Origin of the sequence: Streptomyces panacea (assembly GCF_040560175.1) — a bacterium.
Classification (GTDB): Bacteria; Actinomycetota; Actinomycetes; order Streptomycetales; family Streptomycetaceae; genus Streptomyces; species Streptomyces panacea.
Map to the genome: position 1 here is coordinate 26,022 of NZ_JARJHW010000044.1, position 19,952 is coordinate 45,973.

Consider the following 19,952-nt stretch of genomic DNA (forward strand, 5'->3'; position numbering starts at 1 on the left):
GGGGAGCCGCCGGTCGGGCGCGTCACCGTCTCCCCCAGCGGGCCTTGGCGTAGCCCAGGGGGCCGTACAGCATGCCTCTGCGCTCCAGCCGGGACAGCGTGCGCGGCCACGGGTGGCCGAGGGCGCCGTGCGCGCCGGGAGCGGGTGGAGCGCCGGCCGGAGTGCTGGGAGCGTCTGGAGCGCCGACCGGAGCGCCGGGAGCGTCTGGAGCGCCGGCCGGATGTCCGTCCCGGTGGGCGGTGATGGCGCGGGCGTGGGCCAGGCCGCGCGGGAGCTTGGCGAGCAGCGCGGGCAGGAGGGCGGGGTGGCGGCAGAGGACGGCGGTGAGGTACGCGGTGAGGCCGGCGCCGTAGCCGTACGCCTGGTTCCGCAGGTCCTGCCAGGTCTCACGGTGGTGGTGCCAGACCAGCGCGTCGGGCGTGTAGCGCAGCCGGTGTCCGGCGGTCAGGATCCGGACGAACGCGTAGAGGTCGTCGCCGCCCCTGGCGGGGGTGCCGGTGCCGGTGGCGGGGTCGAAGCCGCCGACGGCGCGCAGCGCGGACACCCGGAACGCCATGTTGGCCCCGGAGCCGAAACTGCCCGCCGTGAAGGGGAACAGCGGCTCGTCGGCGGGTGGCGCGGCCGGGTCGTGGAGACGCGGGGCGAAGCCTTTCGCGAAGCCGCCGTGGCTCTCCAGGAGAACCTGCGCGGGGGTGGTGAGGCGGGCGGGGAGGATCAGGCCCGTGACGCAGCCGGTGCGGGGGTCGGCCGCGAACGGCGCGGTGAGCGCGGAGAGCCAGTGCGGGTCGGCGACGACGTCGTCGTCCGTGAAGGCGACGACGGGGCTGTCGGTGGCGGCGACGCCCGCGTTGTGGGCGGTGGCCAGTCCGGGAACCGGTTCGTGGACATAGGTGAGACGGTCCGCGTAGCGGGCGTCGATCAGTTCGCGCGTGGCGGGCGTGACGGGCGCGTTGTCGACGACCACGACGCGGAAGTCCGGGTGGTCCTGCGCGAGGAGCGAGTCGAGCGCCCGGCCGAGCGTGTCCGCGCGCTCGCGGGTGGCGACGACGACTGTCGTACGGGGTGGTGTCACACCGCTCAACAGGCTTGTCCGGTCGGGCTGTCGGTCGTGATTCGGGCCCCGCGCGAGGAAAGCCGCGGTGAGTACGCCGGCGGGGTCGGCGCCGTCCGGGACGGTGGTGAGGACGGTGGCGACGGGGCGCCCCCGGAGCCGTACGAGGGCGTAGACGGCGCCCGCGCGAACGGGCGGGCCGCCGGGGGCGGGGGTCAGTGACAGCACCACCTCGCCCTCGCCCCCGCCGTCCGGGGCCAGGTCCGGGTCCAGGTCCAGGTCGAGATCGGCGACACGGACGTCGCGCAGCAGTGATCGCGACGTCTGCGCTGATGTCGGCGGTGGTGTCAGCGGTGATGTCAACCGCGACGTCAACTGCGCAGTCAGCCGTGATGTCAGTCGTGAGGACGTGCTCGGAGTGCGCGGCATGATGCCTCCCCTCATGTGGTGCCGGGTCACCGGTCCCGCAGCCGGCCGACCTGGTTCAGGGCCCGTTGCGCGTATCCGGCCAGCTTCGGCCGGTTCCGTACGAAGCTGTGCGCGCGGCGCGAGGGCTCGCGGCTGAGCCGGTACAGGGCCGCCCGCGGCCCGCGCCGTACCGAGGCCCCCTCGTACACCCGCAGGTCACCGGTCTTGAGCGCGTCCTTGTACTCGGCGGCGCCACGGCCGAGGTCGAGCAGGCCGATCCCGGCGCCGGCCGCCGCCTCGGCCATCCGCAGATGGAGGATGAGACCCGGCGAGTACTTGGCGAAGTCGGTGTCGTACGCGGGGAACCAGCACGAGAGGACCGTGCGTGAGCGGAGGCCGAAGTGCGCGGCGACCGGACGGTCCGCGGCGTACAGCACGGAGAGGACCCCGGAGCAGCCGGGCGTGCGGTCGGGTGTGTGGTCGGCCGCCAACTGCCGTACCAGCGTGCTGATCCACTCCTTGGCGAACCGGTCGCGCCGGCCCGTCCTGCGGTACTGCGCCGACTTCCACCCCATGAGGGTGTCGAGGGCCGCCGGATCGCGCTCGTCGAAGACGAACCGGACCTCGCCGGCCTGCCGGGCGAGTCTGCGTTCCTTGGCGGTCGTCGTACGGAAGAACTTGGGCGATCCGGCGCGCAGGACCGCCTCGTACGCCTCGTAGCCCTGGCCGATGTCGATGACCGGGGAGTCGAACTCCTCCGCGGCGTCCGGGACGAACAGCGTCTGGCCCGCTTCGAGGTTGTCGAACTCCCAGCTGGTGAGCGAGCAGGCGCGCAGCAACTCGGCCGCCGTGAGCGTGTGTTCCGGGCCCAGCACCGTCCCCTGGCTGTCGGAGACCCCGAACCCGATCGCGCGGCCCTGCCCCAACGGGCCTCTCTCGTACGGGAAGAAGCCGACCGGCGCCCCTCCCGCTCCCCCGCCCCCGATGACCGCGACCCTGGCACCAGGCCGGACGCGGCCGACGGCGCGGGTGAACTCCGGTTCCATGAAGGGATTCCCGGGCGCGCCGGACAGCGCCCGTAACTCCCGCCAGCGCTCCATCTCCCCCGCGTCCAGTTCCCCCGGCCGCATCACACGGATGCGGGCGGCGGCGGCACCACGTACGCGTACGTCGCTCAACTCGACCCCCCGGTCGTCGCTCGTCTCGCGCCGAACAGGACGGTACCGGTCCAAATCCCTCCGGTACAGGGCCAGTCGGCAATGTCATGACGGAGGCGTATCGCGGCCGACACGGCGGGTGAACCTGTACATGGGTCCGATGGTGACGGGGGTGCCGGTGTGCGGGACGGGTTCACACCGCGCGGCCAGCCCGTATGCCCCCGCGGCCCCCGGCATCCACGTGTGCGGATGGTGCCCGACCCGTGCCGCCGAGTGACAGTAGTTGAGCAACTCCCGCCCCAATCAGGCACATTGCTCGTAGGATCTGGGTGCTCGCGATCACCCCATCGGCGAGCCCGACGTGTCCGACGAGTCCTGGAAGGGGCCCGGTCTCCGTGCTAGCCGCCGTATCCACGCCTGTCGTGTCGGGGTCGCCGTGTTGAACCGACCGGCGAACAGACGGAGCAGACGGGCGCTGTGGTGGCTCGGAGTCCTCGTGATCGCCGCCGTCGCCGCCTTCCTGATCGGCCGGGTGTCCACGGCGGAGTGGCGCCAGGCGCTCGCGGGCGGCTGCGCGGCCCTGACCGTGCTGCTCCTCGCCTGGGTGCTGGCGCTGTACCGGCGGCTGGGCGCCGAACGTGCCGACCGGGACCGGGAGCGGCGGACTGCCGCCGCGCGGGGCGCCGAGGTGGCCCATCTGGCGGCGGTGCGCGTCCCCGCCATCGTCGAACGGGTGCGCGCGGGACGGCGGTTGGACGGTGTTCCGGGACCGGTCGCGCCCGAGGCCGACACCGGCGAGGACTTCGCGCGGGCGCTGGCCTCGGTGGTCGCCGCCCTCGGCTCGGACGAGGGGGTACGGCGCGAGCGCGGGCTGCGCGACTCGGTGCAGACGGCCTTCGAGTCCGTCGCCCGCAACATGCACGCGATGGCCACGGTGCAGCAGCGGGTACTCGACCACGTGGAGCGCGCCATCGACGACCCGCGCCTGATGGCGGACGTGATGAAGGCCGACCACGCCGCCTCGCAGATGACCCGCAAGGCCCAGACGCTCCTCGTGATGTGCGGGATCTGGCCGGCCAGGCGCGAGTCGCAGCCGGTCTCGCTGTACGACTGCGTGCGCGGCGCGCAGTCGCGGATCGTGGAGTTCGGGCGGGTGGAGGTGCACGGCGGGCAGACGCTGTTCGTGGTGCCGCCGGCCGTCGAGGGGCTGATGCACGCGATCGCCGAACTCCTGGAGAACGCGACCGTGTTCTCGCCCTCCCGCACCCAGGTGATCGTGACGATCCGGGAGGTCGGCGCGGGAGCCGTCGTGGAGATCGACGACGCGGGTCTCGGAATGCCGCCGGACGTACTGCACCAGGCGATGTCGCAGCTCAGGGACGAGCTGGACCTGACGCGGCTCGGTGCCGTGCCGAGGCTGGGGCTGGCGTGCGTGGGGCGCTGGTGCCGGGAGATGGGCTTCAACGTGGAGCTGACGGGCGCGTCGGCGTACGGCGGGACCCGGGCCGTCACCTTCGTACCGCACCGGCTGCTGACCGAACCGCTGTCGCACTTTCCGGCGGAGCCGGTGCCCGTCTCGGCGGGCGCCTCCTCGGCCGGTGACGAGCGTGAGCACGAGCGGACGGCCGCCGCCCCCGTACGCGCCGAGGACGGGCCCGGCGGGCTGCCGCGCCGCCGCAGCCGGCGGCGGGACCCCGCCACCGCGGCGGATCAGGACCGGGCACGGGAACAGGCACCACAGGCGTCGCGGCCGCAACCCCCACAGCAAGCGCAGCCCGACCCCGCCTGGACCCCCGAAGCGGCGCGCGCGTCGATCACCAGCGTGGTGTCCGGCTCGCGTCGTGGCCGGGCGGCGGCCGTCCAGGACAGCGAAGTGCCCGACCAACACGACGGAGGCCGGCAGTGACCGGAAGAGTGACCGGAACGATCTCCCGACTCCCCGACCTCGGGTGGATGCTCCGCCCGCTGACCGAGATCCCGGGCGTGAGACACGCCGTGGTCGTCTCGGAGGACGGCCTGCGGCTCGGCCACGCGTCCGCCGAGAATCTCAAGGGTGCCGTGTCCGAACTGAGCGTGGCCGAGGCCGAATCGCTCGCCGCCGCGTCCGCCGCGCTGACCATGACGGGCCGGTCCACGGCGGGGCTGCTGTTCGGGAGCGGCGCCGGCGTACGGCAGTTGATGCTGGAGTCCGACCAGGGCTTCGTCCTCTTCACCTCGGCCGGTGTGGGTGCCCAGTTGGGGGCCGCGACCGAGACCGACGCCGATGTGGGCCTGGTGGCCCAGCAGATGCAGCTGCTGGTCGTGAAGATCGGCAGCCACCTGAGCAGCCAGCCCCGGGATCCGGTGAGCCCGTCGTCATGACGGAACGCCCCGACGACCGGCCCACGTCGGCGGTACGCCCATACGTGATCACCGGCGGGAGGGCGGACGCCGGAGTCGAACCACTGTCCTGGGAATCGCTGGTGGTGGCCGCGGAAACGGTCCCGCCGGCGACCCTCCAGCCGGAGCACCGCATCATCCTGACGCACTGTCAGGGGCTGCTGTCGGTGGCCGAGGTGTCGGCACATCTCGGCCAACCGCCCTCCGTGGTGCAGGTGTTGCTCGCCGACCTCATCGACTGGGGACTGATCGTGACCCGCCCGCCCATACCGCCGGCCGAACGAGCCGATGTGACCATGCTGAGAAAGGTCCTCCATGGCCTCGAAAGCCGCCTCTGAGGCCTCCGCGGCCGAGGCGCCGGACGCGGCGGACGCGCCGCCGGGGCCGTCCGGCCTCCCGGACGCCTCCGGCAAGTACGTCAGATCGAGCGTCGCCGGCGCGGCGAAGATCATGGTCGTCGGGCCGCTGGGCGTCGGCAAGACGACGTTCATCGGTACGGTCTCCGAGATCAAGCCGCTCAGTACCGAGGCCGTGATGACCCAGGCGGGCGCCTCGGTCGATGTGACCGTCGACCGGGCCAAGGCCACCACCACCGTCGCCCTGGACTTCGGCCGGATGACGATCGACGGCGAGCTGGTCCTCTACCTCTTCGGTACGCCGGGGCAGCAGCGCTTCCTGCCCGCCTGGCGCGATCTGGCGCGGGGCGCGCTCGGCGCGCTCGCCCTCGTGGACACCCGCGATCTGACCGCGTCCTTCGACGCGCTCGGCCATCTGGAGGACCTTGGGCTGCCGTTCGCCGTCGCCGTGAACGTCTTCCCGGGCAGCCCCGCGCACAGCGACGCCGAGCTGCGCGCGGCGCTCGACCTGCTGCCGGAGACACCGCTGGTGTCCTGCGACGCGCGGGACGAGCGGTCCTCGGTCATGGCGCTGATCGCCCTCGTACGCCACCTCCTCCTCGCCGCCGAGTCCTCATGACGCCGGAGTCCACATGACCACGCCCGCCCCCACCCCCTCGCCCTCGGTGACGCCCGCGTCCGCGACGCCCATCTACGGGGAACAGCTCGACGGGGACCGGATGCCCCTCCTGTACGAGCAACTGCGCGCCGATCACGGCCCGGTGGCCCCGGTCACCGTCGCGCCCGACATCACGGCCTGGCTGGTCCTCGGCCACCCCGAACTGCTGCGGCTGACCCGCGAGGAGCAGGACTTCTCCCACGACCCGCGCCGCTGGCGCCAGTTGCGCGAGGGCTTGGTGCCCGCGGACTCGCCGATCCTGCCGATGGTGGGCTGGCGGCCTGCGCTGCTGTTCGCCGACGGGCAGCAGCACCGCCGGATGCGGGCGGCCGTGTCGGACGCGCTGTCCAGGATCAACGGGCACGAACTGCGGCGCGGCGTACGGGCGACGGCCGAGCGGCTGATCGCCGAGTTCGCCGACCGCAAAGAGGCCGATCTGGTGTCGGACTACGCGCGCAAGCTGCCGCTGATGGTGATCACCGGCCTGCTCGGGCTCGACGAGCCGACGGGGCAGGAGCTGGTGAAGGCCATCGCGGGGCTGGCCGTGGCGAACGCCGAATCCGCCGACGCGAGCAAGCGCATGGGCGCGATCCTGCTCTCCCTGATCGAGGAGAAGCGCCACCGGCCCGGCAACGACGTCACCTCCGCGCTGCTGCACCATCCGGCGCGGCTGACGGACGAGGAGGTGCTGCACAACCTGGTGGTGATGTTCGTCGCGGGCAACCAGACGACGGTGAACTGGATCGCCACCACCCTGCGCATCCTGCTGTGCGACCCGGCGTTCCGGTCCTCGCTCAGCGGCGGTCATCTGAGCGTCGACGACGCGCTCGACCTGGTGCTGTGGCGCTTCCCGCCGACGCAGAACTTCCCCGCCCGGTACGCCACCCGCGATCTGCGGTTCGGCGGGCAGGAGATCCGGGCCGGGGACATGCTGATCCTCGGTCTGGCCGCGGCGAACGCCGACCCCGACATCCTGCCGGAGGACGGGATACCCGTCGTCGGCAACCGTTCCCATCTGGCGTTCGGGGCCGGGCCGCACACCTGCCCGGCCCAGGACCCGGCCAGGCTGATCACCCGTACCGCCGTCGACACGATCAGGCACCGGCTGCCGGATCTCGAACTGGCCGTGCCGGAGGCCGAGCTGGCCTGGATCAAGTCGCCCTGGAGCAAGGGCCTGGCGGCCCTTCCCGTCCGCTTCACCGAACCGCAGTTGCCGCGTGGACCACGCGCGACGCGGAGTTGAGGAGAGCCCTGTTGAGCCCCGAGCCGAGCACGCCCCCCGCCGCTGCCACCCCCGACCCGTCCGCCGCCGCCCCGCACCGGATGGATCCGTCCGGCGGCTGCCCGCACGCCGCCAACGCGCGCCTGCTCGCGCGCGGGGCGGTGGCCCCCGTCGTACTCCCCGGTGAGGTCGAGGCGATGGCGGTCATCGGGCACGACGCGCTGAAGGAGTTCCTGGCGCATCCCGATGTCGCGAAGGGCGCCGCGCACTTCACCGCGCTGCGGGAGGGGCGGATCCCCGACGGGTGGCCGCTGAAGACGTTCGCGACCGTGCAGGGCATGACGACGGCGGACGGCGACAACCACCGGCGGCTGCGCTCGCTGGTGAGCAAGGCGTTCACGGCGCGGCGGGTGGAGGCGCTGCGCGGGCGGGTGGAGGAGGTGACGGCGGAGCTGCTGGACAATCTGGCGGCGGCCGGCGGGCAGGACGGCCGGGACGGGGCCGGGGTCGTCGATCTCCGCGAGCACTTCGCGCTGCCGCTGCCCATGGGTGTCATCGCCGAACTGCTCGGTGTGGACCCGGAGTTCCACGACCAGCTGCACCATCTGTCGAACCAGATCGTCGCGACGGACATCGCCCCCGAGGACGCGATGGCCGCCAACCGGGACATCGTGGCCGTACTGAGCGCGGTGGCCGCCTCCCGTACGGAGAATCCCGGCGAGGACCTGACCAGTGCGCTGATCGCGGCGCGCGAGGAGGACGGCGACCGGCTGAGCGGGCAGGAACTCATCGGCACCCTGCTGCTGATGATCATCGCCGGGCACGAGACGACACTCAATCTGATCACCAACGCGGTGCGCGCGCTGTGCCGCCACCGCGATCAGCTCGAACTGGTCCAGACGGGCAAGGCGAGCTGGTCGGACGTGGTCGAGGAGACGCTGCGCTGGGACAGCCCGGTGAGCTTCTTCCCGTTCCGCTATCCGACCCGGGACCTGACGGTGGACGGCACGGTGATCCCGCAGGGCACGCCGGTCCTGGCGGGCTACTCGGCGGCGGGCCGGGACAAGGCCGCGCACGGCGAGGACGCGGACGTCTTCGACCTCACCCGGTACGCCACGGGCTCGGCCACCCGCCATCTCTCGCTCGGGCACGGCGCGCACTTCTGTCTGGGGTCGTCGCTGGCCCGGATGGAGGCGACGATCGCTCTGGAGCGGTTGTTCACCCGTTTCCCGGACCTGGACGTCGCGGTCACGGAGGCGGAACTGCCGCGCCACGCGAGCTTCGTGGGCAACAGCGTGCAGCAACTTCCGGTGTCGTTGGGGTAGTTGGGTGACGGGTCGTCAAGAACTTTGGTCCATACCAACGCCTTGACGGCCTCTCCCGCCCTCCCTTAAATCAAGTATTGAAATAACTGTGTTCAACCCGTGCCCCACCTGTGCTCCACCGTCCTGAATGTCATGCGCATGCCCCCACGAGAAGTGAAGTGATGACCTGTGCGAACCCCCCTGCGGCGTCGTGTGACGCTGTACGCCGTGGCTCTTCTCACCTGTACGAGCCTGGCCACGGCCATGCCCGCCGGAGCGGCGACGCCCTCGCCCGAGCCCCGTATCAGTGCCGCGAGCGACACCAACGGCACGAAGGCTGCCGCGGCCGTCACGTTCGACGAGAACTTCGACGGTCCCGCCGGATCGGCTGTCAACGGCAGTAGATGGCAGATCGAGACCGGCGACAACGTCAACAACCACGAGCGGCAGTTCTACACGGCGGGCAACAACAACGCCGCGCTCGACGGCCAGGGCAATCTCGTCATCACCGCCCGCAAGGACAACCCCGGCAACTACCAGTGCTGGTACGGCCGGTGCGAGTACACCTCCGCCCGGCTCAACACGGCCGGCAAGTTCACCGCGCAGTACGGCCGCGTCGAGGCCCGGATGAAGGTCCCGCGCGGACAGGGCATGTGGCCCGCGTTCTGGATGCTCGGCGACAACATGGGCCAGGTCGGCTGGCCCAACAGCGGCGAGATCGACATCATGGAGAACGTCGGCTTCGAGCCCGGCACCGTGCACGGCACACTGCACGGCCCCGGCTACTCGGGCTCCGGCGGCATCGGCGCCGGCTACAGCCTCCCCGGCGGCCAGGCGTTCGCCGACGCCTTCCACACCTTCGCGATCGACTGGTCGCCCAACTCCATCCGCTGGTCGGTCGACGGCAATGTCTTCCAGACCCGTACGCCCGCCGATCTGGGCGGCCGGGAATGGGTGTTCAACAAGCCGTTCTTCCTGATCCTCAACCTCGCGGTCGGCGGCTACTGGCCCGGCGACCCCAACGGCAGCACGCCCTTCCCGAGCACCCTGACCGTCGACTACGTGCGGGTCACGACCGACGGCGGCGGTGGCACCGGCGGGTCGATCACCGGCATCGGCGGCAAGTGCCTGGACGTGGCGGCGGCGAACCCCGCCAACGGCACCCCCGTTCAGCTCTACGACTGCAACGGCACGGCCGCGCAGCAGTGGAGCAGGGGCGCCAACGACTCGCTGCGGGCGCTGGGCAAGTGCCTGGACGTCAAGGACAACAGCACCGCCGACGGCGCGCAGCTCCAGCTCTGGGACTGCGCCGGCACGGGTAATCAACGCTGGGCGGTGTCGGGTGCGAACGATGTCGTGAACATCCAGGCGGACAAGTGCATGGACGTGACCGGCGGCACGTCGACCAACGGGGCGCGCGCCCGGATCTGGACATGTACGGGCGCGGCCAACCAGAAGTGGTCGGTGAACGCGTAACACCCACGCTCTGTCCGTTCACGGACCCCGGCGGCGCGGCAAGTCCCTTGCCCGCCGCCGGGGTTCGTCGCTCTCCCCGGCCCCTGTCCGGTCAGTGCAGGCGTTCGCCCGAGCGCCAGACGCCCCACGTCAGTGGAACGCCCGGCCGGTAGGCGAGATGGACATGGCTCGGGGCGTCCAGCAGGACGAGGTCGGCGCGGGCGCCGGGCGTGAGGCGTCCGACGTCCGTACGGCGCAGAGCGGCGGCGCCGCCCGCCGTGGCCGACCAGATCGCCTCGTCGGGCGTCATCCCCATGTCGCGTACGGCGAGCGCGATACAGAACGCCATCGACGAGGTGAAGGACGAGCCGGGGTTGCAGTCGGTGGACAGCGCGACGGTGGCGCCCGCGTCCAACAGGCGCCGCGCGTCCGGCCATGGGGCGCGGGTGGAGAACTCGGCGCCGGGCAGCAGCGTCGCGACGGTGCGCGAGTGGGCGAGCGCGTCGACGTCCTCGTCGGTGAGGTGGGTGCAGTGGTCGGCGGAGGCCGCGTCCACCTCGACGGCGAGCCGGACGCCGGGTCCGTAGGACAACTGGTTGGCGTGGACGCGTGGTTGGAGGCCCTTCGCCCGGCCGGCGGTGAGGATCGCGCGCGCCTGGTCGCCGTCGAAGGCGCCCTTCTCGCAGAAGACGTCGACCCAACGGGCGTACGGGGCACAGGCGTCGAGCATGTCGCCGGTGACGAGGTCGACGTAGGCGGCGGGGTCGTCGGCGAGTTCGGGCGCCACGATGTGCGCCCCGAGATAGGTGACCTCGTCGGTGTGCCGGGACGCGACGCGCAGCGCGCGTGCCTCGTCGGCGACGGTGAGGCCGTAGCCGGACTTGGTCTCCTGGGTGGTGGTGCCCTGGCGGAGACCTTCCGCGAGGTACTTCGCGACGTTGGCGCTCAGCTCGTCGTCGGTGGCGGCGCGGGTCGCGGCGACGGTGGTGCGGATGCCGCCGGCGGAGTAGGGGCGGCCCGACATGCGGGCGTTGAACTCCTGGGTGCGGTCGCCCGCGAAGACGAGGTGGGAGTGGGAGTCGACGAAGCCGGGGACGGCGGCCCGGCCGCCGGCGTCGACCGCGTTGTCAGTGGCGGGTGCTTTGCTTGATTCACCGACCCAGAGCACGCGGTCGCCGTCGATGACGACGGCCGCGTCCTGGATCAGACCGATGGGGGATCCGTCACCGAGGGAGGGGTCGTTGGTGACCAGAGCGGCGATGTTGGTGATGGCGGTCGTGGTGGTGCTGGTGCGCGTGGTGGCGGACGTCATCGTGGGGGCGCTCTCCTTCAGCCGCGTACGGCCGCGATCGACCGGGCAAGGGCTTCTGGCACGTCGGGGATCAGGGTGTGCGCACCGTCGCGTACGAGATGGCGACCGCCCACGATCGTGTGCCGTACGTCCGCGGCTGTCGCGGCGAATACGGCGACCTCGGCGCCCAGTCTGGGCACCTGCCCCACCGTTCTGACGGAGTCCAGGGCGATCGTGACGAGGTCGGCGAGCGCGCCCCGCTCGATCCGGCCCCCCTCGGGCCTGCCGAGGGCCGCGTGGCCGTCGGCTGTGGCGGCGGTGATCAGCGCGGCGGCCGTCCAGTGGCCCCGGGTGCGGGAGCGCAGCCGCTCGTTGAGTTCCAGGGCGCGGGCCTCTTCGAGGATGTCGATCACTGCGTGGCTGTCGCTGCCCAGGGACAGGGGGGAGCCCGCGTGCTGGAGCCGCGCGGCGGGGCCGATGCCGTCGGCGAGGTCGCGTTCGGTGGTGGGGCACATGCAGGTGCCGGTGCGGGTGGAGCCCAGCAGGGCGATGTCGTCGTCGGTGAGGTGGGTGCTGTGGACGGCGGTGGTGCGGGGACCGAGGACGCCGTGGTCGGCGAGGAGACGGGCGGGGGTGCGGTCGTGGGTGGCGAGGCAGGCGTCGTTCTCGGCGGTCTGTTCGGAGAGGTGGACATGGAGCGGGGCCTGCCTCGCCTCGGCCCATTCGGCGACGGTCGACAGCTGCTCGGCGGGCACGGCGCGTACGGAGTGGATGGCGGCGCCGACACGTACGTGGTCGTCGTGCTTGCCGTCCTCGGCGTCCCCGCCGACACCGCCGTAGCGGTCCGCGAGGGCGGAGACGCGCTCCGCCCAGGCGTGCGCGGTGCCGTCGGAGAAGCGGACCTGGTGGCGGTCCGGGGGCTTGCCGCCGCGGCGCTTGGAGATGCCGGAGGAGAGATAGGCGGTGTCCAGGAGGGTGATCCGGATCCCGGCGTCGTCGGCGGCGGCGATCAGCGCCTCGCCCATCGCGTTGGGATTGTCGTAGGGCGTTCCGCCAGGAGCGTGGTGCAGATAGTGGAATTCACCGACGGCGGTGATGCCGGCCAGCGCCATCTCGGCGTACACGGCGCGGGCGAGCGCGTGGTAGGTGTCCGGGGTGAGCCGGGTGGCGACCCGGTACATCATCTCGCGCCAGGTCCAGAAGGTGCCGGAGCCGACCTGGACCTTGCCGCGCAGCGCGCGGTGGAAGGCGTGCGAGTGGGTGTTGGCCAGGCCGGGGAGCGTGAGCCCGCGCAGGGCCGTGGCGCCGGGCGGTGGGGTGTCGTCCCCGGTGCGGACGTCGGTGATCCGCCCGTCGGCGACCGTCACGGTGACAGCCGGTTCGACGTGGGTGTCGAGCCAGGCGTGCTCCAGCCAGTACGTGGTCACGTGCACGCCAGCCCTTCCAGTACGTCGGCGAGTGCGAGGACCCCGGCCACGCAGTCGTCCTCGGCCGCGAACTCGGCCGGGGAGTGCGAGACGCCGGTGGGGTTCCGTACGAACAGCATGGCGGTCGGAATGGATCCGGACAAAATACCCGCGTCGTGCCCGGCGCCCGTGCCGAGCACGGGGAGCCGGCCGCCGAGGATCCGGCCGACCTCGTCGCGCAGGCCGTGGGCGAACTCGACGACGGGGGTGAAGGACTCCCGTACGACTCTCAGGTCGATGCCCGCGCGCTCGGCGTGCTCGTGGGCCGCCGCCTCGATCGCGGTGACGACGGTGTCCAGGGTGGCCTGGTCGGCGGCGCGGGAGTCGAGCCAGCCGCGTACGAGAGAGGGGATGGCGTTGACGCCGTTGGGTTCGACGGCGATCTTGCCGAAGGTGGCGAGAGCGCCGGCGAGTGCCGCCTCGCGGCGGGCGGCGAGGACGGTCTCGGCGTAGCTGATCATCGGGTCGCGGCGGTCGGCGAGGCGGGTGGTGCCCGCGTGGTTGGCCTCGCCGTGGAAGTCGAAGCGCCAGCGGCCGTGCGGCCAGATGGAGGAGGCGATACCGACGGGGTCACCGGTCAGGTCGAGCGCGCGCCCCTGCTCGACGTGCAGCTCGACGAAGGCGCCGATCCGGGCGAGGCGTTCGGGGTCGGGCCCGATGGCGTCGGGGTCGTAACCGGCCGCCTCCATGGCGCGCGGCAGCGGGACGCCGTCCCCGTCGCGCAGGGCGTGCGCCTGCGCGACGCCGAGCTGCCCGGCGGTGAGCCGGGACCCGACACAGGCGAGCCCGAACCGGGCACCCTCCTCGTCACCGAAGTTGGTGACGGCGACCGGCCGGGTGAACTCCGCGCCCCTGCGGCGGAGTTCGTCGAGCGCGGCGAAGGAGGAGACCACACCGAGCGGCCCGTCGAAGGCGCCGCCGTCGGGCACGGAGTCCAGATGCGACCCGACGACGACGGCGTCCCCGGCGTCCGGGTCCCCGGCCCACCCCCACTGGTTGCCGTTCCGGTCGCTCTCGTACACCAGCCCCCGCGCCTCCGCCTGCGCGCGGAACCAGTCCCGGCACTCCCGATCGGCACCGCTCCAGGCGTAGCGCCGGTACCCACGGGTGCCGGGGTCCCGTCCGATGGGCGCGAGGTCACGCCACATCTCATGAAAGGAGACCGCACCGAGGGCGCCGCCCGGCGCCTCGTCCACGGCGGGCGTGCCACCCACGCCCGGGTGCGGGTCGGCGCCGCCCGGCGCGGCCGACCCGGCGGGCGGTGTCACTCGGACTCCCGCATCGGGATGCGGACGCCGTGTTCGGCGGCGGCCGATTCCGCGATGTCGTAGCCCGCGTCGACGTGGCGGATGACGCCCATGCCCGGGTCGTTCGTCAGGACGCGGCGGATCTTCTCGGCCGCCAGCTCCGTGCCGTCGGCGACCGTCACCTGGCCGGCGTGGATCGAGCGGCCCATGCCGACTCCGCCGCCGTGGTGGATGGAGACCCAGGTCGCGCCGGAGGCGACGTTCACCATGGCGTTCAGCAGCGGCCAGTCGGCGATCGCGTCCGAGCCGTCGAGCATCGCCTCGGTCTCGCGGTACGGGGACGCGACCGACCCGGCGTCCAGGTGGTCGCGGCCGATGACGACCGGCGCGGCGAGTTCACCGCTCGCGACCATGTCGTTGAAGCGCTCACCGGCCTTGTCGCGCTCGCCGTGGCCGAGCCAGCAGATGCGCGCGGGCAGGCCCTGGAAGCGGACGCGTTCGCCGGCCATCTTGATCCAGCGGTGCAACGAGGCGTTGTGGGCGGACTCGTCCTCGGGGAACAGCTCCAGGATCGCCTTGTCCGTCTTGTGGATGTCCGACGCCTCGCCGGACAGCGCCGCCCAGCGGAACGGACCCCTGCCCTCGCAGAACAGCGGCCTGATGTAAGCCGGTACGAACCCGGGGAACGCGAACGCCCGCTCGTAGCCCGCCAGTTGCGCCTCACCGCGGATGGAGTTGCCGTAGTCGAAGACCTCCGCGCCCGCGTCCATGAAGCCGACCATCGCCTCCACGTGCCGCGCCATCGACTCGCGGGCGCACAGCGTGAAGTCGGCCGGCTTCTCGGCGGCGTACGACGCCATGTCGTCGAAGTCGACACCGAGCGGCAGATACGCCAGCGGGTCGTGCGCCGACGTCTGGTCGGTGACGATGTCGATCGGCGCGCCTTCGGCGAGCATCCGGGGCAGCAGCTCCGCCGCGTTGCCGAGCAGCCCGATCGACAGGGGCCGGCGCGCGTCGCGGGCCTCGGTGGCGAGCTGGAGCGCGTGCTCCAAGGAGTCGGCCCGCACGTCCAGGAAGCGGTGCTCGATCCGGCGGTCGATCGCGCGCGGGTCGCAGTCGATACAGATCGCGACGCCGTCGTTCATGGTCACGGCCAGCGGCTGCGCGCCGCCCATCCCGCCGAGCCCGGCGGTGAGCGTGATCGTCCCGGCCAGCGTTCCGCCGAACCTCTTGGCGGCGACGGCGGCGAACGTCTCGTACGTGCCCTGGAGGATGCCCTGCGTGCCGATGTAGATCCAGGAGCCGGCGGTCATCTGGCCGTACATGGTGAGGCCGAGCCGCTCCAGGCGGCGGAACTCCTCCCAGTTGGCCCAGTCGCCGACCAGGTTGGAGTTGGCGATCAGTACACGCGGGGCCCACTCGTGGGTCTGCATCACGCCCACCGGGCGGCCGGACTGGACGAGCATCGTCTCGTCCTGCTTGAGCGTCCGCAGCGTGCGTGTCATCGCGTCGAAGGAGCGCCAGTCACGCGCCGCCTTGCCCGTGCCGCCGTAGACGACGAGCTGGTCGGGGTGTTCGGCGACCTCGGGGTCGAGGTTGTTCTGGAGCATGCGCAGGGCGGCTTCCTGCTGCCATCCCAGGGCGCTCAGTTCCGTACCGCGCGGTGCCCGTACGGGTCGGGGTCCTGACATGGCGGGTGCCTCCTCCGTCGCTGCTCCACTGTTGGCCGATCTATTCACATCCTCGCCGGGTGAATAGATGTAGTCAACAGTGGAGTAACCGGCGGCCGGATGATTGGCTGACACGCATGGTCGACGAAGCAGGACAGGACAACACCGTCGCCGTCAGGCGCGATCTCGCCGTACGGGCCGCCGTCGAGCGGGGGCTGCTCACCGAGGCCGATCCCGTCGTCGCCCTCCTGGACGTGGCGGGTGTCCGCGCCTCCGCCGCCGCGCTGCGGGCGGCGTTCGACGCCGTCACCGCGCCGGACACCCTCGTACTGCACGCCTTCGCCGTGAAAGCCTCGCCCCTGGTGCCCGTCCTGCGCCTGCTGCGTGACGCGGGTGTCGGCGCCGAGGTCGCGAGCCCCGGCGAGCTGGGCCTCGCGCGCGCCGCCGGGATCCCGCCCGACCGCACGGTTCTCGACTCTCCCGCGAAGACGCCCACCGAGCTGCGCGACGCCCTGTACTCCGGTATCGCGGTCAACGCCGACAACGCGCAGGAGCTGACCCGGCTCGACGCCCTCCTGCACGCGGCGCCCACCAGTTCCCCGATCGGGCTACGGGTCAACCCGCAGACCGGCAGCGGCTCCATCGAGGCCCTGTCCACGGCGACGGCGACGTCCAAGTTCGGCGTCGCGCTGCGCGACGAGGGCGCCCGCGCCTGGGTCGTACGGGCCTTCCTGGACCGGCCCTGGCTGACCCGGCTGCACACCCACTCCGGCTCCCAGGGCGTGCAGCCGGCCCTCATGGCGGAGGGCGTCCGGACGGTCCACGAGCTGGCCGAGGAGATCAACGCTGCGGCCGGCCGGCCGCAGGTCGACACCATCGACATCGGCGGCGGCCTGCCGGTCAACTTCTCCTCCGACGAGGAGACCCCCACCTACGCCGACTACGCCCGGCTGCTGAAGTCCACCGTCCCCGGCCTGTTCGACGGCCGCTACGGGCTCGTCACCGAGTTCGGCCGCTCGCTGCTCGCCAAGCACGGCACGATCCTGGCCCGGGTCGAGTACGCGAAGTCCGCCGGCGGCCGGCCCATCGCCGTGACCCACGCGGGCGTGCAGGTCGCCACCCGTACCGTCTACGACCCCCGTTCGTGGCCGCTGCGCATCGCCGCGTACGACGCCGACGGCCGCCCCAAGAAGGGCCCGGACGTCGTCCAGGACGTCGCGGGCCCGGCGTGCTTCGCGGGCGACGTCCTGGCCACGGGCCGGCCCCTGCCGCTGCTGGAGCAGGGCGACCTCGTCGCGGCGCTGGACACCGGCGCGTACTACTTCGCCAACCACTACGCGTACAACAGCCTTGCCCGGCCCGGGGTTTACGGCTTCACAGCGGCGGCGCGGACCGGGACGGACGCGGTGCGGTTCGCCACCGTACGGGCGCCGCAGAGCGTGGCGGAGATCGTCGCCGAGTCGGGTGGCGGGCACCCGGACGCGCTCGTACGGGACTGACGGCCGGACCGAGAGGAATCAGCCCCGCCGTTCCGGGCAGAACACTTCCCACCATCAACCGGGGGAGGTCATCGCATGCCCACAACCCACCCACCGACAGCGGCCGGCACACCGGGACCGGCCGGCGGCGCACCGGAGCTCAAACGCGCCCTCGGCCCCGGACTGCTGATCCTCTTCGTCGTCGGCGACATCCTGGGCACCGGCATCTACGCGACCACCGGCCAGGTCGCGGGCAGGGTCGGCGGCGCGCTCTGGGTGCCGTTCGCGATCGGCTTCCTCGTCGCGATCCTGACGGCCGCCTCGTACGTGGAACTGGTCGGCAAGTACCCGAAGGCCGCCGGCGCCGCGCTCTACACCCAGAAGGCGTTCAAGGTCCCGTTCCTGACCTTCATCGTCGCCTTCATGGTGATGTGCTCGGGTCTGTCGTCGGCGAGCGCGGCGGCCCGCGCTTTCAGTGGCGACTACCTGGCGGAGTTCACCGACGCCGTGCCGCCGACCCTGGTCGCGATCCTGTTCGTCGTCGCGCTCGCCGCGCTGAATCTGCGCGGTGTCTCGGAGTCGGTGAAGACCAACGTGGTACTCACGCTGGTCGAGTTGAGCGGTCTGGCGATCATCCTCGGCATCGGCGCGTACGCCGTCATGACCGGCGACGGCGAGCCGTCGCGGCTCACCGACTTCGAGGCGAGCGGCACCGGCTTCTCCCTGATGACGGGTGTGCTCGGCGCGACGGCACTCGCGTTCTTCGCGTTCGTCGGCTTCGAGGACTCGGTCAACATGGCGGAGGAGACCAAGGATCCGAGCCGGACCTTCCCGCGCGCGATCTTCATCGGCGTCGCGGTCACCGGCACGATCTACATCCTGGTCGCCCTCGTCTCGTCCCTCCTGGTGGACTACCGGACCCTGGAGGGCTCCAGCGGCCCGCTGTTGGAGGTCGTGAAGGCCGGCGGCGTCGACTTCCCGCCGAAACTCTTCGCCCTGATCGCCCTCTTCGCCGTCACCAACTCGGCGCTGATCAACATCATGATGGCCTCGCGGCTCTGCTACGGCATGGCCAACGAACGCATCCTGCCCAGGGCCATGGGCCGGGTGCTCCCCGCGCGCCGTACGCCGGTCGTGGGCATCGTCTTCGTGTCGGTGCTCGCCATCGGGCTGGTGTCGACGGGCGAGATCCAGGGGCTCGGCGACACCACGGCGTTCCTGCTGCTCTGCGTGTTCTTCGTGGTCAACGTCGCCGCGCTCGTACTGCGCCGCGACCCGGTCGGGCACCGGCACTTCCGCGCGCCGACGATCGTGCCCGTACTGGGCGCGATCACCGCGCTGATCCTGGCCAGCCCGCTCGCCGACCGCACCGCCGACGTCTACATCCGGGCCGGGGTGCTGCTGGCGATCGGGATCGCGCTGTGGGCGGTCAACAAGCTGGTCCTGAAGGCGCGTTCGGAGGAGCACGCCAGGACCGGCGGTGACGTGACGCGGTAGTACGTGACGCGGGACGGCACGGGACAGCCACGGGACCGCCCCGAGCCGTTCCGTGCGCCGACCCTATCCCCGTGGGGCATGTTCCGTTGGAAATTGCCCGAAACCCCTTCCCCCGTACGTACGTTGCGTAATCTCACCGTCACTGCCGCACGACGGTGCCTACGCACGACCGGCTGGGAGGGAAGTCCGCGTGCCCGGAATCGACGCTTGTCTGCACGAGATCATGGCCCTGCCCGGCGCCCGCGGAGCGGCGATCGTCGACTGGACCAGCGGTCTCGCGCTCGGTACGGCGGGCGAGTCGCCGAACGGTGACCACGAGACGACCGCGACCGAGACCGCCGAACTGGCGCGGGCCGCCGCCGAGTACCCCGCGTTCGCGCCGGCCGCCGAGCGGGCGGGCCCGGGGCGAACGGGCCCCGGGCAGGCGGGGTCCGCGGCACGGGACGCGGCACGGGACGCGGAGGGCGACGGCAAGGGCCCGCCCGTCGAGGACCTGATCATCACCACCCGCACCGGCTACCACGTCCTGCGTTTCGTCGAGACGACCTTCGACAGCAGCGTCTTCCTTCATCTGTGGCTCGACCGCGACACCGGGAATCTCGCTCTCGCCCGGCTCCGGCTCCAACAGCTCGCCGAACGGCTGGTACTCGCATGAACGGCGACACTGCGGCGCCCGCCCTCTCCTCCCCGGTCTCCCCCATGCTGGTCCGGCTGGCGGACGAACGCGCCACCGGCGCCCTCCTGCGCGACCACGGAACGCTCTATCTCCGCGAAGGCCGCGTCGTGCACGCCGAGAGCCCCACCGCGCCCGGCATCGACGTCCTGCTGACCACCGGCGGCCGGCTGCCGCGCGACGGCTGGCAGCGGGCGGTCGACGAGGCCGGGGCGCGCCGTCAGGTCGGGCGCTTCCTCGTCGACAGCGGCCGAATAGGCGGCGGCGAACTGGAGATCTGCCATCTCGGCGCGCTGTACGACGCCGCGTTCTTCGCGCTCGCGCCGGGCAGCGGCCCCACCCGGTTCCGGTACGGCGTCGCGCACTGGCTCGGCCCGGTGCGCCCCGTCGCGGCGGCGGCCGTCGAACGCGAGACGCTGCGCCGCCGCGAACTGCTCGACCAGGTCTGGCCGTACCCCGCGGTGGACACCTCGCCGGTCGTGCCCCGCGCCCCCGCGCCCGGCCAGTCGGTCACCCGCCGCCAGCGCGCGCTGCTGGAGCTGGCGGACGGCGTACGGACCCCGGCGGCCATCGCCTGGGCCCTGGGCCGCCCCGCGTTCCACACCCTCCTGGAGGTACGGCGCCTGGCGGCGGCCGGACT

At 72.3% G+C, this 19,952-nt stretch carries 17 protein-coding genes; 11 read left to right on the top strand and 6 right to left on the bottom strand.

Translation table 11 applies throughout. The features are described from left to right. Positions 1 to 22 precede the first annotated feature (22 nt). Both P3L51_RS13625 and P3L51_RS13630 read right to left on the bottom strand, forming a co-directional pair. Positions 23 to 1,480 (bottom strand): glycosyltransferase family 2 protein, encoded by a 1,458-nt coding sequence (locus P3L51_RS13625; RefSeq protein WP_354605434.1) that lies wholly within the window; start codon positions 1,478 to 1,480, stop codon positions 23 to 25. A 26-nt stretch (positions 1,481 to 1,506) separates the two neighbouring features. Continuing rightward, the gene (locus tag P3L51_RS13630) at positions 1,507 to 2,589 is read right to left on the bottom strand and encodes a GNAT family N-acetyltransferase (protein WP_354605452.1); all 1,083 of its coding nucleotides are present in this window, start codon (positions 2,587 to 2,589) and stop codon (positions 1,507 to 1,509) included. 523 nt (positions 2,590 to 3,112) lie between these two features. Here P3L51_RS13630 and P3L51_RS13635 point away from each other — a divergent pair. From P3L51_RS13635 to P3L51_RS13665, 7 genes are all read left to right on the top strand, one after another. Then, on the top strand, positions 3,113 to 4,522 hold the full coding sequence (locus P3L51_RS13635; protein WP_354605435.1) for an ATP-binding protein: 1,410 nt from the start codon (positions 3,113 to 3,115) through the stop codon (positions 4,520 to 4,522). A gap of 8 nt (positions 4,523 to 4,530) precedes the next feature. Beyond that, on the top strand, positions 4,531 to 4,977 hold the full coding sequence (locus P3L51_RS13640; RefSeq protein ID WP_354605453.1) for a roadblock/LC7 domain-containing protein: 447 nt from the start codon (positions 4,531 to 4,533) through the stop codon (positions 4,975 to 4,977). Continuing rightward, the gene (locus P3L51_RS13645; RefSeq protein ID WP_354605436.1) at positions 4,974 to 5,333 is read left to right on the top strand and encodes a DUF742 domain-containing protein; all 360 of its coding nucleotides are present in this window, start codon (positions 4,974 to 4,976) and stop codon (positions 5,331 to 5,333) included. Before P3L51_RS13640 ends, P3L51_RS13645 begins: the two co-directional genes overlap by 4 nt. Before the next feature lie 112 nt (positions 5,334 to 5,445). Next, the gene (locus tag P3L51_RS13650; protein WP_435594442.1) at positions 5,446 to 5,970 is read left to right on the top strand and encodes a GTP-binding protein; all 525 of its coding nucleotides are present in this window, start codon (positions 5,446 to 5,448) and stop codon (positions 5,968 to 5,970) included. 13 nt (positions 5,971 to 5,983) lie between these two features. Next, positions 5,984 to 7,252: a cytochrome P450 gene (locus tag P3L51_RS13655; protein WP_354605438.1), complete on the top strand. Its 1,269-nt coding sequence runs from the start codon at positions 5,984 to 5,986 to the stop codon at positions 7,250 to 7,252. Between the two features lie 80 nt (positions 7,253 to 7,332). Beyond that, positions 7,333 to 8,556 (top strand): cytochrome P450 family protein, encoded by a 1,224-nt coding sequence (locus P3L51_RS13660; RefSeq protein ID WP_354605454.1) that lies wholly within the window; start codon positions 7,333 to 7,335, stop codon positions 8,554 to 8,556. Positions 8,557 to 8,724: 168 nt separating this feature from the next. After that, positions 8,725 to 10,011: a family 16 glycosylhydrolase gene (locus P3L51_RS13665; protein WP_354605439.1), complete on the top strand. Its 1,287-nt coding sequence runs from the start codon at positions 8,725 to 8,727 to the stop codon at positions 10,009 to 10,011. Positions 10,012 to 10,102: 91 nt separating this feature from the next. Here P3L51_RS13665 and hutI read toward each other — a convergent pair whose 3' ends face one another. The 4 genes from hutI to hutU all read right to left on the bottom strand — a co-directional run bounded on the left by hutI (position 10,103) and on the right by hutU (position 15,685). After that, positions 10,103 to 11,302 carry an imidazolonepropionase gene (hutI, locus tag P3L51_RS13670; RefSeq protein WP_354605440.1) on the bottom strand — a complete coding sequence of 400 codons (1,200 nt, stop codon included), beginning with the start codon at positions 11,300 to 11,302 and terminating at the stop codon, positions 10,103 to 10,105. 17 nt (positions 11,303 to 11,319) lie between these two features. Next, entirely contained in the window at positions 11,320 to 12,714 is a 1,395-nt protein-coding gene (locus tag P3L51_RS13675; RefSeq protein WP_354605441.1) for a formimidoylglutamate deiminase, read from the bottom strand. Then, on the bottom strand, positions 12,705 to 13,895 hold the full coding sequence (locus P3L51_RS13680; protein WP_354605455.1) for an allantoate amidohydrolase: 1,191 nt from the start codon (positions 13,893 to 13,895) through the stop codon (positions 12,705 to 12,707). Before P3L51_RS13680 ends, P3L51_RS13675 begins: the two co-directional genes overlap by 10 nt. 116 nt (positions 13,896 to 14,011) lie before the next feature. Continuing rightward, positions 14,012 to 15,685 carry a urocanate hydratase gene (hutU, locus tag P3L51_RS13685; RefSeq protein ID WP_354605442.1) on the bottom strand — a complete coding sequence of 558 codons (1,674 nt, stop codon included), beginning with the start codon at positions 15,683 to 15,685 and terminating at the stop codon, positions 14,012 to 14,014. Positions 15,686 to 15,801: 116 nt separating this feature from the next. On the opposite strand from hutU, the gene P3L51_RS13690 reads away from it, so the two are divergent. From P3L51_RS13690 to P3L51_RS13705, 4 genes are all read left to right on the top strand, one after another. Continuing rightward, positions 15,802 to 17,163: a type III PLP-dependent enzyme domain-containing protein gene (locus P3L51_RS13690; RefSeq protein WP_354605443.1), complete on the top strand. Its 1,362-nt coding sequence runs from the start codon at positions 15,802 to 15,804 to the stop codon at positions 17,161 to 17,163. Between the two features lie 75 nt (positions 17,164 to 17,238). Further along, positions 17,239 to 18,639: an APC family permease gene (locus tag P3L51_RS13695; RefSeq protein ID WP_354605444.1), complete on the top strand. Its 1,401-nt coding sequence runs from the start codon at positions 17,239 to 17,241 to the stop codon at positions 18,637 to 18,639. Positions 18,640 to 18,829: 190 nt separating this feature from the next. Further along, the gene (locus P3L51_RS13700; protein WP_354605445.1) at positions 18,830 to 19,294 is read left to right on the top strand and encodes a hypothetical protein; all 465 of its coding nucleotides are present in this window, start codon (positions 18,830 to 18,832) and stop codon (positions 19,292 to 19,294) included. Further along, the coding region (locus P3L51_RS13705; RefSeq protein WP_354605446.1) for a transcriptional regulator at positions 19,291 to 19,952 on the top strand (662 nt) is incomplete at its 3' end. The genes P3L51_RS13700 and P3L51_RS13705, both read left to right, overlap by 4 nt.

Bases quoted from the DNA above. Each gene is read 5' to 3' on its own strand.
- P3L51_RS13690 (WP_354605443.1), top strand. From the start codon at position 15,802: ATGGTCGACGAAGCAGGACAGGACAACACCGTCGCCGTCAGGCGCGAT.
- P3L51_RS13660 (WP_354605454.1), top strand. From the start codon at position 7,333: ATGGATCCGTCCGGCGGCTGCCCGCACGCCGCCAACGCGCGCCTGCTC.
- P3L51_RS13650 (WP_435594442.1), top strand. From the start codon at position 5,446: ATGGTCGTCGGGCCGCTGGGCGTCGGCAAGACGACGTTCATCGGTACG.
- P3L51_RS13655 (WP_354605438.1), top strand. From the start codon at position 5,984: ATGACCACGCCCGCCCCCACCCCCTCGCCCTCGGTGACGCCCGCGTCC.
- P3L51_RS13645 (WP_354605436.1), top strand. From the start codon at position 4,974: ATGACGGAACGCCCCGACGACCGGCCCACGTCGGCGGTACGCCCATAC.
- P3L51_RS13680 (WP_354605455.1), bottom strand. From the start codon at position 13,895: ATGTGGCGTGACCTCGCGCCCATCGGACGGGACCCCGGCACCCGTGGG.
- P3L51_RS13630 (WP_354605452.1), bottom strand. From the start codon at position 2,589: ATGCGGCCGGGGGAACTGGACGCGGGGGAGATGGAGCGCTGGCGGGAG.
- hutU (WP_354605442.1), bottom strand. From the start codon at position 15,685: ATGTCAGGACCCCGACCCGTACGGGCACCGCGCGGTACGGAACTGAGC.
- hutI (WP_354605440.1), bottom strand. From the start codon at position 11,302: ATGACGTCCGCCACCACGCGCACCAGCACCACCACGACCGCCATCACC.
- P3L51_RS13695 (WP_354605444.1), top strand. From the start codon at position 17,239: ATGCCCACAACCCACCCACCGACAGCGGCCGGCACACCGGGACCGGCC.
- P3L51_RS13625 (WP_354605434.1), bottom strand. From the start codon at position 1,480: ATGCCGCGCACTCCGAGCACGTCCTCACGACTGACATCACGGCTGACT.